Genomic DNA, 14,122 nt, shown 5'->3' with positions numbered 1-14,122 from the left:
GTGGGTCGATAGTGGCGCCCCGACCAGGTCCGGAATCGTCCGATCAGCCAGACCAGTATGGTGCACGGATGGCCCGGACCCCTCGTGCGTCGACCCTGCACCTCACGCTGCCCGACACAGGTGAACCGCTCCGACAGCGGATCGCCGGAGCAGTGGTCGCGGCGCTGCGGAGCGGCGCGCTCCGGCCCGGCGATCTCCTGCCGGCCAGCCGGGTCCTCGCCGTCGAACTGGGTGTGTCCCGTTCCGCGGTGGTCGACGCGTACGACGAATTGGCGGCCGCGGGTTTCGTCGACTCGCGTGCGGGATCCGGCACCCGGATCGCGCTGGGCGCCGACGTCGCGGCGCACGCCGGTGTGACCCCGCACGTGACCCCGGCGGAGGGCACGGCGTCGTCGCCCCGCACCGTCCGCCCCGCCGTCGCCCTCGACCTGTCGCCCGGCTACCCGGATACGGACCTGATCCTTCCTCGCGACTGGCGATCCGCGTGGCGCGCGGCCACGGCGGGGCCGGTGCCGAACATCCCACCCGGGCCCGGTGGCCATCGGCGACTGCGTGAGGCGCTCGCGGTGCACCTCCGGCGCACTCGCGGCATCGTGGCAGAACCCGACGAGATCGTCGTCGTGCCCGGCGCGCTCGCCGCCCTGAGAGCCCTTGTCGCCGCGGCAGACCTGCCCGGCAAGCCGATCGCGTTCGAGGATCCCGGTTACGCGAAAGCCCGGGTCGCGCTCGCGGCCGCGGGCGCCGACATCCGACCGGTAACCGTCGACCAGGACGGGATCGATCCTGCGGCCCTACGCGCCACCGACGCCGCGGTCTACTGCACTCCGGCACACCAGTACCCGATGGGCTCGCGACTCTCCGCGGCCCGGCGAGCCGCCCTCCTCGCCAGCGCCTCGACCGCCGGACGGCTGGTCATCGAGGACGACTACGATGGCGAATTCCGTTACGGCGTACCGACACTGCCTGCTCTGCGCGCAATCGAGGGCGGACGTGAACGGGTGGCGTACGTCGGCACCGTGTCGAAGATCCTCTCGCCGTCCCTGCGCTTGGCGTGGCTCGTGCCCCCGGCCGACCTGCTGCCCCGCGTGCACGACGCACTCGCGGCGAGCGGCGAGACCGCCTGCGCCGTCACGGCGGACGCCGTCGCCAGGTTCGTCGAGTCGGGTTCGCTCACCAGGCACCTCGCCCGGTCGTCACGCACGTACGCGGCCCGGCGGCAGGCGTTCGTCGACGCATTGCGGACGCACCTGCCGGGCGTGCAGCCCCTCGGAGTCGAGGCGGGACTGCATGTAGCGCTACGCCTTCCCGACGGCGCCGACGACGTCGCGATCGCCACCGAGATCACCCGCCGCGGCGTGAAGGTACCGGCACTGGCCAAGTATCGGGTGTCCGAGGCCGGACCGCGCGGACTGCTGTGCGGCTACGCGCAGTTGCCGGAATCGAAGGCATCCGCGGCCGCGACGACGATCGCCGAGGTCATCCGCGAACGAGCCGCGGCCGCGGCTGACACTTCGGACAGCTGTACGACGAGCGGTTCATGAACTTCTCGCGCCGGATCGGCGCCCCGCAGCGTCGGCACGGCAGGTTCTCCTGCCCGTAGGCGTTGAGGGACCGGTCGAAGTAGCCGGACTGGCCGTTCACGTTGACGTACAACGCATCGAACGACGTGCCGCCCTGGTCGAGAGCCTCGGTCATCACGTCTCGGGCCGCGTCGAGCAGGACTCGCAGCCGCGGGCCACTCAGCTTGTCGGTGGGACGGTTGCCGTGAATCTCGGCCCGCCACAAGGCCTCGTCGGCGTAGATGTTGCCGACGCCGGACACCACGGTCTGGTCGAGGAGGGCGCGCTTGATCTCGGTGTGCTTGGCGCGCAATGCCTTCACGACGAGATCGGGATCGAAACGCGGATCGAGCGGATCGCGGGCGATGTGCGCGACCGAGTCCGGCACGACGGTGCCGTCGACGGTGACGAGGTCGGCCAGCGCCCATCCACCGAAGGTCCGTTGGTCGACGAAACGGAGGTCGATGCCGGACTCCAGGCGCGCCCGGATCCGGAGATGCTTCTCGTCGGGCACCGTCGGATCCTGCACGAGCATCTGCCCGCTCATTCCCAGATGGACGACGATCGCAACCGAGCTCGGTTCGAGGACGAGCCACAGATACTTGCCTCGGCGCTCGGCCCCCACCACGGTCTGGCCCTCGAGTCGACCGGCGAGGTCGAGAGAGCCCGGCAGATGCCGGCGTACGGCACGCGGATGCAGAACCTCGACGTCGGCGATGTTGTGCCCGACGACGTGGGCCTCGAGACCCCGTCGGACCACCTCGACCTCGGGAAGCTCCGGCACGCTACGCCCTCGACCTGTGCCGGGTCAGGACTCGACGACGGTGTCGTCGGGAAGGACGACCGACTGCGCAGCCTCGGACAGCGCGCTCCACGCGGTGCTGGCGGCCTTCTGCTCGGCTTCCTTCTTCGACCTGCCCACACCGACACCGAAAGCATCGCCACCGACGACGACCGTCGCGGTGAACTCCTTGTCGTGGTCGGGACCGGTCGCGGTGATCTCGTACGACGGGACTCCGATGCCACGTTCGGCGGTCAGTTCCTGGAGGCTGGTCTTCCAGTCCAGGCCGGCACCGAGTTTCGGGGCACGCGAGAGCAGATCGGCGAACAGATCGAGCACCACCCGTCGGGCAGTGTCGATTCCGTGCTCGAGGTGGATCGCACCGAGGAGCGACTCCATGCCGTCGGCCAGGATGCTCGGCTTGTCGCGGCCACCCGTCATCTCCTCGCCCTTGCCGAGGAGCAGGTGCGCACCGAGACCACCGGGCCCCAGACCGCGCGCCACCTCCGCGAGGGCGTGCATGTTGACGATGCTGGCGCGGATCTTCGCGAGCTCACCCTCGGACTTCTCGGGGTGGGCCGTGTAGAGGCGCTCGGTGATTGTCAGTCCCAGGACCGAGTCACCGAGGAACTCGAGGCGCTCGTTGGTCGGCAACCCGCCGTGCTCGTACGCGTACGAGCGATGGGTCAACGCGAGCGTCAGCAGATCCTCCGTCAGAGGCACGCCAAGGGCGGCGAGGAGAGATCCGTGATCTTCCTCGCCGCCGGCGTAAGCTGTATTGCTTTTTTTGCTGGTCACAGCGCGACTTAGCAGACTAGACCGCTGCGGTAACCTGACGGCCCTTGTAGGTGCCGCACGACGGGCACGCAACGTGGGGCAGCGTCTTCTCGCCGCACGCACGGTTCGGGCAGGTGATGAGGGTGGGCGCAGTGGTCTTCCACTGGCTCCGTCGCGACCTCGTGTTGGACCGCGACATTCTGCGCTTGGGAACAGCCACGTCTACTTCTCCTCGTTGATCTTGCTGGCATCAGCAGTTGCATTGCTGGCGTCGGATCCTGCACCGAATTTGGCTGCGAGCCCAGCCCAGCGAGGATCCATTATTTCATGACCGTGCCCGGATTCCGCAATCGCCAGGCGAATGCCACATTCGGGACACAATCCCTCACAGTCGTCGCTGCACAACGGCTGGAGCGGAAGCTCCAGTCCGACCGCATCGACGATCACCGGTTCGAGGTCGATCTCGTCGTCCACGACCCGGTAGACCTCGTCCTCCTCGGTGGTCTCCTCGGTGGCGCTGTCCGGGTACGCGAACAGCTCCGTGAGGTAGAGGTTCACCGAATCGGTGAACGGCTCGAGGCACCGCGAGCACTCGCCCACGATGTCCGCACTGACGGAGCCGGTGACGAGGACACCCTCGGACACCGACTCGAGCCGCAGATCGAAAGTCACGTCCGCACCCTCTTCGATCGCGACCATGTCGAGACCGATCCGGGAAGGAGCCGGGACAACCCGTGACACCGTACGCATCGAACCGGGCCGACGGCCCAGCGAGAGCGTATCCAGCACGAAACCCTCGTCCCGGGCGGGACGTGAGGCACTGCGATGATGGGATGACACCGGAATCTCTTTCAGGAAGCACAGGGTAGGGCAACCACTCCACGGTACGCGATGTAACCCGGAGAGGCGAAATCGGCAGTCGATCGGCCGCCGATCCGGGGCCTTCTAGCGGCGGCGGTCGCCGTAGCCGGCGTCGTAGTCCGGCACCCCGGTCCCCGTCCGTAACTGCTGGCGACCACGCCCCACGGACCGGATGGTGCCGTTCAGGAAGTCCTCGAACTCCGCGAGCTTGGTGTCGACGTACAGGTCGCATTCCGAGCGCAGTCGATCCGACTCGGCATGGGCGGCGTCGATCACGCGCGCCGACTCCGCGTTGGCGGCCTGGACCACCTCGGCCTGCGACACCAGTCGCTCCTGCTCGGCGATGCCGTCCGCGACGGAGCGCTCGTACGAGGCCTTGCCGGACTCGATCATGCGGTCCGACTCGGCCCGCGCGCGCCCGGTCAGCGAGTCGTACTCGCGCTGACCCTCGGCGACCGTCGCGTCGGCCTCGGCGCGTGCCTCGTGGACCAACTGCTCGGCATGCGAGCGCGCCTCGGCGACCATGCGATCGGCCTGTGCCTTGGCGTCGGCGAGAATTCGGTCCGCGTCCTCGCGAGCCTCGGTGATCGTCTGGTGCGCCTGCGCGTTGGCCGTCGTCACCATCTGCTCGGAACTCTGGCGGGCGTCGCCGACCAGCTTGTCGCGATGATCGAGCACGTCCTGCGCGTCGTCGAGTTCACCGGGAATCGCATCCCGGACGTCGTCGAGCAGTTCGAGGACGTCGCCACGCGGTACGACGCACCCCGCGGTCATCGGAACTCCACGCGCCTCCTCGACGATCGCGACAAGCTCGTCGAGTGCCTCGAATACCCGGTACACGCACAACCCCAATCGTCGAATGCCATCGCTGGTGCTGAAAGACAGTTTGCCCCAGACCCCGCACACCCGCCGCCGCGGCGCCGGTGTGTCGGACGAAGGAGTTCGTCAGTCCTTCGTCAGCCCTTCTCCTGGGCCCGCTCGGCGAGCCGCGCCACGAGCCGCGCGTGCACCTTCTCCGGGACCATGTCCGCCACGTCGCCACCGAACGTCGCGACCTCCTTGACCAGCGAACTGGAGAGGTAGCTGTACGTGGGGTTGGTGGGGATGAAGAGCGTGTCGACTCCCGACAGCTTCTGGTTCATCTGCGCCATCTGCAGCTCGTAGTCGAAGTCGTTGGCACCGCGCAGGCCCTTGACGATCGCCGAGATCCCTTGCGACTTGGCATAATCCACCAGCAGCCCGTGCCACGACGCGACCCGCACGTTCGGCAGGTCGCCGGTGGCGTCCTCGAGCATCTCGATGCGTTCCTCGACGCTGAACAGACCGCGCTTGCTCTTGTTGATCATCACGGTGACGACCACCTCGTCGAACAGTGCCGCAGCACGTCCGATCACGTCGAGGTGGCCATTGGTCACGGGGTCGAAGGATCCGGGGCAGACGGCGCCAGTCATGAGTCCAGACCGTAGCAGGTGGCGACCTCGATCCGGGTCTCGCCGTAACGCTTGGTCCGCTCCGGGCGCATGCCGTCGGGCCACGTGGTCTCGGGCGAGCGGGAGGAGCGCTCGACGACCACGATCGAGCCCTCCCCCACCCAGCCGTGCGCGACGAGATCAGAGAGCACGGAGGTCACCGCCTCCTCTGTCACGGCGTACGGCGGATCGGCCAGCACCACGTCGAATTCGCGCTCGGCCGCACCGCCCACGACGGCTGCGACGGGGGCCGTGCGAACGACCGCACCGCTCAGGCCGACCGCCGCCACGTTCTGCTTGACGACGGCGGCGGCCTTCGCGTCCGACTCGACCAGCAGCACGTGAGCGGCGCCCCGCGAGAGCGCCTCGAGCCCGAGGGCGCCGGAACCCGCGTACAGGTCGAGCACGGCGGCGCCCTCGAGGTCGATGCGGCTGTCGAGCGAACTGAACAGGGCCTCGCGGACTCGTTCGGACGTCGGGCGGGTCCCGCTCGCGGGCACCTTCAAACGCCTGCCTCCGGCACGGCCGGCGACGATTCTTGTCACACTGCAGTCCTGTTCACTCGCCCACGGTCACTCGTTGCCGGTTGTCTCCCGCGTCGAGACGACCGCCAGGAGATCGCCACCCTCGACCTGCGAGGCGCCGGCGATAGCAACTCGCGAGACGATACCGCTGCGCGGCGCTGTGATCGCGGCCTCCATCTTCATGGCCTCGATCGTGGCAACGGTGTCACCGGCCGAGACCTGCTGGCCCTCGGTCACGACCAGGGTGACCGCACCCGCGAACGGGGCGGCGACGTGGCCGGGGTTGTTCCGGTCGGCCTTCTCCGCCGCGGGCACCTCGCTCGCGATGGAGCGGTCGCGCACCGACACCGGACGCAACTGGCCGTTGAGGATGCACATGACGGTGCGGTAGCCGCGCTCGTCGGGTTCGGAGATCGCCTCGAGCCCGATGAGCAGCTCGACGCCCTTGCCGAGCTTGACCCGGTGTTCCTCGCCGCGGCGCAGGCCGTAGAAGAACTGGTTGGCCGACAGCTGCGAGGTGTCGCCGTACTTGTCGCGGTGCTCCTCGAACTCCCTCGCCGGGCCGGGGAACATCAACCGGTTGAGGGTGGCCTGCCGTTCCTTGGACGATCCGGACAGTCCCTTCTCGTCCTCGGGCGTGAGCTGCACCTCGGGCTTCGCGGCACCGCGACCCTCGAGCGCCTTGCTGCGGAACGGCTCGGGCCACCCGCCGGGAGGGGTGCCGAGTTCGCCGCGCAGGAACCCGACCACCGAATCCGGGATGTCGAATCGGGCGGGATCCGAGGCGAATTCGTCGGCGGGGACGTTCGATCCCACGAGGTGCAACGCGAGGTCGCCGACCACCTTCGACGACGGCGTCACCTTGACCAGGCGGCCAAGCATCCGGTCGGCGGCGGCGTACTTCGCCTCGACCTCCTCGAAGCGGTCGCCGAGACCGAGGGCGATGGCCTGCTGACGCAGGTTCGACAGCTGACCGCCCGGAATCTCGTGGGTGTAGACGCGACCGGTGGGGGCGGGGATGCCGGACTCGAACGGCGCGTACACCTTTCGCAGCGCTTCCCAGTAGGGCTCGAGATCGCACACGGCCTGCAGGTCGATGCCGGTGTCGAACTCGCTGTGCGCGGCGGCGGCGACGATCGCCGACAGCGCGGGCTGGCTGGTGGTGCCCGACAGCGGCGCCGAGGCACCGTCGACGGCGTCCGCTCCGGCGTGCCACGCGGCGAGGTAGGTCGCGAGCTGGCCGCCGGGGGTGTCGTGGGTGTGCACATGCACCGGCAGGTCGAAGTTGGAGCGCAGTGCGGTCACGAGCTTGGTGGCGGCGGGGGCACGCAGCAGACCGGCCATGTCCTTGATCGCGAGGATGTGGGCGCCCGCCTCGACGATCTCCTCCGCCAGACGCAGGTAGTAGTCGAGGGTGTAGAGCTTCTCGTCCGGGTTCGCCAGGTCGCCGGTGTACGACATCGCGACCTCGGCGACCGTGGTGCCGGTCTCGCGGACCGCCTCGATCGCGGGACGCATCTGGTCGACGTTGTTGAGCGCGTCGAAGATCCGGAAGATGTCGATGCCGGTGTCGGCGGCCTCCTGCACGAACGCGCGGGTGACCTTCTCCGGGTACGGGGTGTAGCCGACGGTGTTACGGCCGCGCAGCAGCATCTGCAGGTTGATGTTCGGTACGGCCTCGCGCAGCGCCGCGAGCCGGTACCAGGGATCCTCGTGCAGGAAGCGCAGCGCCACGTCGTAGGTCGCTCCGCCCCACGCCTCGATCGAGAGCAGTTCGGGCGTCATCCGCGCGACGTGACCGGCGACGTCCAGCAGTCCGGACGTGCGCACCCGGGTGGCGAGCAGCGACTGGTGCGCGTCGCGGAACGTGGTGTCGGTGACCGCGAGCGCCTTCTGCTCGCGCAGTGCCTTCGCGAATCCCTCGGGTCCGAGCGCGAGCAGCTTCTGGCGCGACCCGTCCGGCGGGGCGACACCGAGGTCGACCTTGGGGAGCTTGTCGTGCGGGTACACCGCGGTCGGACGCTCGCCGTGCGGCTTGTTGACCGTCACGTCGGCCAGGTAGTTGAGGATCTTGGTGCCACGGTCGGCCGAGCTGCGCAGCGTCAGCAACTCGGGCCGCTGCTCGATGAACGACGTCGTCACGCGTCCCGCACGGAAGTCGGGGTCGTCCAGAACCGCCTGCAGGAACGGGATGTTCGTGGAGACACCGCGGATGCGGAACTCCGTGACGGCGCGGCGGGCGCGGGCGACGGCGGCCTCGAGGTCGCGACCACGGCAGGTCAGCTTGACGAGCATCGAGTCGAAGTGGGCGCCGACCTCTGCGCCCAGGTTCGCGCCGCCGTCCAAGCGCACGCCCGCGCCACCCGGGGTGCGGTACGCGGTGATCCGACCGGTGTCGGGGCGGAATCCGTTGGCGGGGTCCTCGGTCGTGATGCGGCACTGCAGTGCGGCGCCGCGGATCGTGATCTTGTCCTGCGCCAGACCGAGATCGGCCAGCGTCTCGCCCGACGCGATGCGCAGCTGCGCCTGCACCAGATCGACGTCGGTGATCTCCTCGGTGACCGTGTGCTCCACCTGGATTCGCGGGTTCATCTCGATGAAGACGTGGTTGCCGCGGGTGTCGAGGAGGAACTCGACCGTGCCCGCGCAGCGGTAACCGATCTGCTTGGCGAACGCGACCGCGTCGGCGCAGATCCGATCTCGCAGTGCGGGATCGAGATTGGGGGCCGGCGCGAGCTCGATCACCTTCTGGTGCCGTCGCTGCAGCGAGCAGTCGCGCTCGAACAGGTGGATGACGTTGCCCTCGCCGTCGGCGAGGATCTGTACCTCGATGTGACGCGGGTCGACGACGGCCTGTTCGAGGAACACCGTCGGATCACCGAACGCCGACTCGGCCTCTCGCGAGGCCGCCTCGATCGCCTCCCGCAGTTGCGCACGCTCGGCGACCCGGCGCATACCGCGTCCGCCGCCGCCGGCGACGGCCTTGACGAAGACGGGGAACTCCATGTCCTCGGAGGCCGCGAGCAACGCCTCGACGTCCGACGAGGGCTCCGACGATGCCAGCACCGGCAGGCCCGCTGCCTTCGCGGCCGCGATCGCACGCGCCTTGTTGCCGGTCAGCTCGAGTACCTCGGCTGACGGGCCCACGAACGTGATGCCGTTCGCTTCGCACGCCGCGGCCAGGTCCGGGTTCTCGGACAGGAAGCCGTAGCCGGGGTAGATCGCGTCCGCACCGGCACGCTCGGCCGCCGCAATGATCTCTTCGACCGAGAGGTACGCGCGGACCGGATGACCGACCTCACCGATCTGGTACGCCTCGTCCGCCTTCAGGCGGTGCACCGAGTTGCGGTCTTCGTACGGGAACACCGCAACGGTCCCGGCACCCAGTTCGTAGGCGGCACGGAACGCGCGGATGGCGATTTCGCCGCGGTTGGCGACGAGGACTTTGGTGAACATGGGAAGCAAAGTACCTTGCCGCGCGGCGTGCCGTGAGCGGGGCGTCCCATGATGCGGAACGCTTCGCAAGCTTCACAAACAGCTGCTCTGACATGCGAAATTGGCAAGTTTGCAAACCGGAGAAGAAGTGCCCTGCACAGGCCGTACTCGGTGGCCGTGCTCGGCCTCCGACACCGGATCCGGAGGGCCGGGAGGGCACCCGGAAACTTCTAGGACTTCTCCAGAAATTCGATCCTCTCGGAATCGAGCGCGGCCGCCACCATCGCCGCCAGACCGGGGTGGCGGGACAGATCCGGGTCGTCGTCGACGACACCGCGGGCGAACTCCTGCGCCGACGCGATCACGTCCTCGTGCTCGAGCAGGGACAGCAACCGCAACGTCGTCGCGCTGCCCGACTGGGCCGAGCCGAGGACATCGCCCTCTCGACGCTGGCGCAGATCGAGCTGGGCGAGTTCGAAGCCGTCGTTGGTCCCGGCGACGGCGGTCAGCCGCTCGAACGCCGGCGACCCCGGCATCATGTCGGTGATGAGGATGCACAGTCCCTGATGGCTGCCTCGACCCACCCGGCCGCGCAGCTGATGAAGCTGGCTGACGCCGAACCGATCCGCGTCGACCAACACCATGACGGTCGCGTTGGGGACGTTGACACCCACCTCCACCACCGTGGTGCAGATGAGGACGTCGATCGCACCGGCCGTGAAGTCGCGCATCACCGCGTCCTTCTCGTCGGACGGCAGCCGCCCGTGCAAGAGTCCGAGCCGCAGATCGTGCATGGGCCCCGACCGCAGTTCGTCGAAGAGATCGACGGCCGACTTCGTCTCCGGCGGCTCCTTGCCGGCCTTGATCAGTTCGGCATCGCTGTCGCCGTCACCGATCCGCGAGCACACCACGTACGCCTGCCGTCCGTCGGCAACCTCCTCCCGGATCCGCTCCCACGCCCGGGCGACCCACTGCGGGGTCTGCCGTGCCGCCACGACCTTGCTCACGATGGGCGCGCGCCCCTGCGGCAGCTGCCGCAGCGTCGACGTCTCGAGATCGCCGAGCACCGTCATCGCGATCGTGCGGGGAATCGGCGTCGCGGTCATCACCAGCAGGTGCGGGCTGAGCCCCTCCTTGGCTCGCTTGCGCAGCTCGTCGCGCTGCTCGACACCGAAGCGGTGCTGCTCGTCGACCACGACGAAGCCGAGGTCGAAGAACTCCACGTTGTCCTGAATCAGCGCGTGTGTGCCGATGACGATCCCCGAATCACCGGTCACGATGTCCAGGAGCGCTGCCCGACGCGCCTTGGTCGACATCGACCCCGTCAGGAGCGTCACCTTGGTCGCCACGTCCACGGCCCCCAGCTCACCGGCAGCGCCGAGCGGCCCGAGCATCTCCCGCAGCGACCGGGCATGCTGCGCCGCAAGCACTTCCGTGGGGGCGAGCAGTGCGCACTGGTATCCGGCATCGACGGCCTGCAGCATCGCCCGGAGCGCCACGATCGTCTTGCCGGAACCCACCTCACCCTGCAACAGGCGGTTCATCGGGTGCCGGCGGGCGAGATCGGCCGAAATCTCCTCGGCCACCTCCTTCTGCCCCTCGGTGAGCTCGAACGGCAGCATCTCGTCGAATGCGGCAGCCATTCCGTCCGGCTTCGGCGGGCACTGCGGCGCCACCCGCGCCGCGATGTCCCGTCGGCGCTGCGCGAGCACCAACTGCAGTGCCGCCGCCTCGTCGAATCGCAGACGCTCCTGCGCACGGCCGATGTCGTCGCGGGTCTCGGGTAGGTGCACCAGGCGCAGGGCCTCGTCGAGCCCGATCAAGCCTTGTTCCCCACGCACCGCGTCCGGCAGCGGATCCTCGACTGTGTCGAGCTGATCGAGCACCTGACGCACGCCACGGAGGATCGTCCAGCTCTCCACCTCCCGCGTCGCCGGGTACAGCGGGATCAGCTCGCGGTCGAAGATCGACATGTCGACGCCGGAACCGGAATCCTGCGTGGCGCGCGCCATTCCGACGAGGGAACCCGCCCCCTGCACGTGTGCCATGGACACCACCGGATCCTCGCCCTCCGCCGGCTCGGGCAGGATCAGGTAGCTCGGATGCGTCAGGCTCCACTTGTTGCGGAAGTACTTCACGGTGCCGGAGAACATCGCCCGGACACCGACACGCACAGCGTGCTTGACCTTGTGCGGGTTGAAGAACGTGACGTCGACGCTCTGCGACTCGGCCGCGAGCACCACCTTGAGCATCTGGCCGCGGCGGCTCTTCATGTTCACGACGTCGGCCTTGACGACTCGGGCGATGATCGTGACGTGCGAACCCTCCTCCGGCTCCTTCTCCGTCAGTTCCCGCCCCTGTGCGGCGTACCGGTGGGGGTAGTGCCGCAGCAGGTCCTCGACCGTGCGGATGTCGAACGCCTCGACGAGCGCGTCGGCCGTCTTCGCCCCCAGCAGGTGGTCGAGGCGATCCGTCAGCGTCGCCATGTCGGGTGTCCCGTCGCCGTGCTCACTATCGACTCGCCTTCTACTCGACGCCGAACTGCAACAGATCGCGGCTCTGCCCACCCCGGTAGACCATCACCTCGACCCCCGGATGGCGGGACGTGATGTAGTCCGCGACCCGCTCCCCCAGACCCTCGCTCGCCTGCGCACCCAGGAGCACCGTCACGAGCTCGCCGCCGGCCCCCAGAACGAGGTCGACGAGCCGGCATCCGGCGGCCACGACGTCCCGTTCGATCACCACGACCTCGTGCCCGACGAGGCCCAGTCCGTCCCCCGGTTCGCACGTCCCGACGTAGGTGAGGGCGCGTTCCTCCGCGACCCGAAGCGAACCCCAGCGGGTGGCCGCCGCCGCTTCCGACATCGCGAACGCGTCGTCGACCGCCAGCCGCTCGGCGTCGTGCACGGCGAGCGCCGCGAGTGCCTGCACCATCGACGAGCTGGGCAGGAAGACGACGTCGCGCGCATCGGCGCGGGCCCGCGCGCCCACCGCGATCAGGTCCTGGGCCGGCAACGCGCCGTTCGGCAGCACCACGACCTCGCGGCGGCCGGTGCCCCGGATGGCCGCGAGCAACTGCTCGGGGGTGACGGCGCCGTCGGACCGCAGTACCCGCGCGCCCTCCTGCTCGAACAGTTCCGCCGCGCCCGGCCCCTCCACCACGGACAGCACCGCGCGTGGGGTGGCGGGGTCCGGGACGTCGGCGCGGGCAGCGTCGAGCACGAAACACGTGATGCGAACGCTGTGCAGGCGCCCGGCCTCGAGTCCGGCCTCGACGGCGGCTCCCGCGTCGCTGCAGTGCACGTGGACCGACCACGTGGGCATCTCGTCCGAACCGTCACCGACGATCACGACGGAATCCCCCAGGGAACAGAGCCGACCACGCAGATCCGCGATGCGTGCCTCGTCCGATTCGGCGACGAGGTACATCACCTCGTAGTCCTGGCCGGCGACCTCGTGGCCGAGGTGCGCGGGGCCGCACACGTGCTCCGCGCCGGTCGCCGCACCCTCGCCGGCCGGCGCCAGGAAGGCCTCCCGAGCCGGGGGCACACCGCAGATCACCTCGACCAGGGCGTCGAGGATGACGACCAGACCCCGGCCACCGGCGTCGACCACGCCGGCCGCACCGAGCACGGCGAGCTGCGACGGAGTCCGGAGCAGCGCCTCGGCCGCCGCATCCGCGGCCACCGCCGACAGCCGCGCAAGCGGAGCGCCCGCGGCCTCCGCGGCCACCGCGTCGGCGGCGGCCGCGAGCACCGTGACGATGGTTCCCTCCATCGGGACGCTGACAGCCTCGAGAGCCAGATCCGATGCGTGCCGCAGCGCCGAACGGAAGGTGTCGGCGTCGAGCCTGTCCGACTTCGTGGACTCGGCGACCCCCCGCAGCACCTGGGAGAGAATCGCACCCGAGTTTCCGCGCGCGCCCGTCACCGCCCCGCGCGCGAGCGCCCGGGCCACGGCGGACGCGTCGGCCCCGCGCCCGTCCGCGGACAGTGGTGCGGCGGCCCGGACCGCTGCGCGCATCGTTGCGAGCAGATTCGTTCCGGTGTCCGCGTCCGGGACGGGGAAGACATTGAGATCGTTGATCTCGTCGCAGCGCTTCTCGATGCCGGTGACGCACGCGTCGGCCCATCGGTACAGAGCGGAGCCGTCGACCGCCTCCAGGACCTCGAGCACCCGTGTTCGTCCTCTCCGCGCATCGGCCACACCAGCAGCGGGACGGGGCCACTACCCGCCCAGCCGTCCCAGACCGCCAGCCTAGCGGGGGCATCCGACGTACCCCTCGAACGCGGCCCACGCGCAACCTGTACCGTCATTCCAGTCTTCGACACGGCCCGAACCGCACTGTAGTTCGCCTCGGGCCCGATGATTTGGCCAATCCATGCGGATGCGGTTACCCTTGCAGGGTTGCCTCGCACGGGTCGTTCCACTTCGCGTGTTCGTAGGCAAGAACAAGACAATGTTTGACTATCACAAGGAGTTCGCGACTATGGCTGCCGTCTGCGACGTATGCGCCAAGGGGCCCGGCTTCGGTAAGTCGGTCTCGCACTCGCACCGGCGTACCAACCGTCGCTGGAACCCGAACATCCAGCCCGTTCGTGCTCAGGTTGCCCCCGGCAACACCAAGAAGCTGAACGTCTGCACCTCTTGCCTGAAGGCCGGCAAGGTCGTGCGCGGCTGATTCCGCTCACAGCACAGTTCTTCGACTGAGCCCCC

At 69.1% G+C, this 14,122-nt stretch carries 12 protein-coding genes; 2 read left to right on the top strand and 10 right to left on the bottom strand.

What is annotated here, in order from left to right; genetic code table 11:
- Nucleotides 1-68 precede the first annotated feature (68 nt).
- Nucleotides 69-1,541: a MocR-like pyridoxine biosynthesis transcription factor PdxR gene (gene pdxR, locus A6I89_RS02685; protein ID WP_022596893.1), complete on the top strand. Its 1,473-nt coding sequence runs from the start codon at nt 69-71 to the stop codon at nt 1,539-1,541.
- Here pdxR and mutM read toward each other — a convergent pair.
- The 10 genes from mutM to A6I89_RS02635 form a co-directional block, all read right to left on the bottom strand.
- Nucleotides 1,477-2,343, bottom strand: coding sequence for a bifunctional DNA-formamidopyrimidine glycosylase/DNA-(apurinic or apyrimidinic site) lyase (mutM, locus tag A6I89_RS02680; RefSeq protein ID WP_022596895.1), 867 nt, complete (start codon nt 2,341-2,343; stop codon nt 1,477-1,479). The two genes, pdxR and mutM, sit on opposite strands and share 65 nt — an antisense overlap.
- Before the next feature lie 24 nt (nt 2,344-2,367).
- Nucleotides 2,368-3,138 (bottom strand): ribonuclease III, encoded by a 771-nt coding sequence (rnc, locus tag A6I89_RS02675; RefSeq protein WP_005512082.1) that lies wholly within the window; start codon nt 3,136-3,138, stop codon nt 2,368-2,370.
- Between the two features lie 16 nt (nt 3,139-3,154).
- The gene (gene rpmF, locus A6I89_RS02670) at nt 3,155-3,337 is read right to left on the bottom strand and encodes a 50S ribosomal protein L32 (RefSeq protein WP_005512081.1); all 183 of its coding nucleotides are present in this window, start codon (nt 3,335-3,337) and stop codon (nt 3,155-3,157) included.
- A 2-nt stretch (nt 3,338-3,339) separates the two neighbouring features.
- Nucleotides 3,340-3,906 (bottom strand): YceD family protein, encoded by a 567-nt coding sequence (locus A6I89_RS02665; RefSeq protein WP_005512080.1) that lies wholly within the window; start codon nt 3,904-3,906, stop codon nt 3,340-3,342.
- Nucleotides 3,907-4,062: 156 nt separating this feature from the next.
- Nucleotides 4,063-4,818, bottom strand: coding sequence for a DivIVA domain-containing protein (locus A6I89_RS02660; protein ID WP_022596897.1), 756 nt, complete (start codon nt 4,816-4,818; stop codon nt 4,063-4,065).
- 116 nt (nt 4,819-4,934) lie between these two features.
- Entirely contained in the window at nt 4,935-5,429 is a 495-nt protein-coding gene (gene coaD / locus A6I89_RS02655; RefSeq protein WP_005512078.1) for a pantetheine-phosphate adenylyltransferase, read from the bottom strand.
- Nucleotides 5,426-5,992: a 16S rRNA (guanine(966)-N(2))-methyltransferase RsmD gene (gene rsmD / locus A6I89_RS02650; RefSeq protein ID WP_041674318.1), complete on the bottom strand. Its 567-nt coding sequence runs from the start codon at nt 5,990-5,992 to the stop codon at nt 5,426-5,428. The genes coaD and rsmD overlap by 4 nt, the downstream gene beginning before the upstream one ends.
- Nucleotides 5,993-6,019: 27 nt before the next feature.
- Nucleotides 6,020-9,427 (bottom strand): pyruvate carboxylase, encoded by a 3,408-nt coding sequence (locus tag A6I89_RS02645; RefSeq protein ID WP_013416593.1) that lies wholly within the window; start codon nt 9,425-9,427, stop codon nt 6,020-6,022.
- Between the two features lie 209 nt (nt 9,428-9,636).
- The gene (recG, locus tag A6I89_RS02640) at nt 9,637-11,892 is read right to left on the bottom strand and encodes an ATP-dependent DNA helicase RecG (protein WP_022596899.1); all 2,256 of its coding nucleotides are present in this window, start codon (nt 11,890-11,892) and stop codon (nt 9,637-9,639) included.
- 40 nt (nt 11,893-11,932) lie between these two features.
- Nucleotides 11,933-13,582, bottom strand: coding sequence for a DAK2 domain-containing protein (locus A6I89_RS02635; protein ID WP_022596900.1), 1,650 nt, complete (start codon nt 13,580-13,582; stop codon nt 11,933-11,935).
- A 313-nt stretch (nt 13,583-13,895) separates the two neighbouring features.
- Between A6I89_RS02635 and rpmB the strand changes: the two genes are divergently transcribed.
- Nucleotides 13,896-14,087 (top strand): 50S ribosomal protein L28, encoded by a 192-nt coding sequence (rpmB, locus tag A6I89_RS02630; RefSeq protein WP_005519049.1) that lies wholly within the window; start codon nt 13,896-13,898, stop codon nt 14,085-14,087.
- Nucleotides 14,088-14,122: the final 35 nt, after the last annotated feature.

Origin of the sequence: Prescottella equi (genome assembly GCF_002094305.1) — a bacterium.
GTDB classification, from domain to species: Bacteria; Actinomycetota; Actinomycetes; order Mycobacteriales; family Mycobacteriaceae; genus Prescottella; species Prescottella equi.
This window is presented reverse-complemented; position numbering and strand designations above follow the sequence as displayed.

Coding starts and splice junctions, on each gene's coding strand:
- coaD (WP_005512078.1), bottom strand. CDS start 5,429: ATGACTGGCGCCGTCTGCCCCGGATCCTTCGACCCCGTGACCAATGGC.
- rpmB (WP_005519049.1), top strand. CDS start 13,896: ATGGCTGCCGTCTGCGACGTATGCGCCAAGGGGCCCGGCTTCGGTAAG.
- recG (WP_022596899.1), bottom strand. CDS start 11,892: ATGGCGACGCTGACGGATCGCCTCGACCACCTGCTGGGGGCGAAGACG.
- pdxR (WP_022596893.1), top strand. CDS start 69: ATGGCCCGGACCCCTCGTGCGTCGACCCTGCACCTCACGCTGCCCGAC.
- A6I89_RS02645 (WP_013416593.1), bottom strand. CDS start 9,427: ATGTTCACCAAAGTCCTCGTCGCCAACCGCGGCGAAATCGCCATCCGC.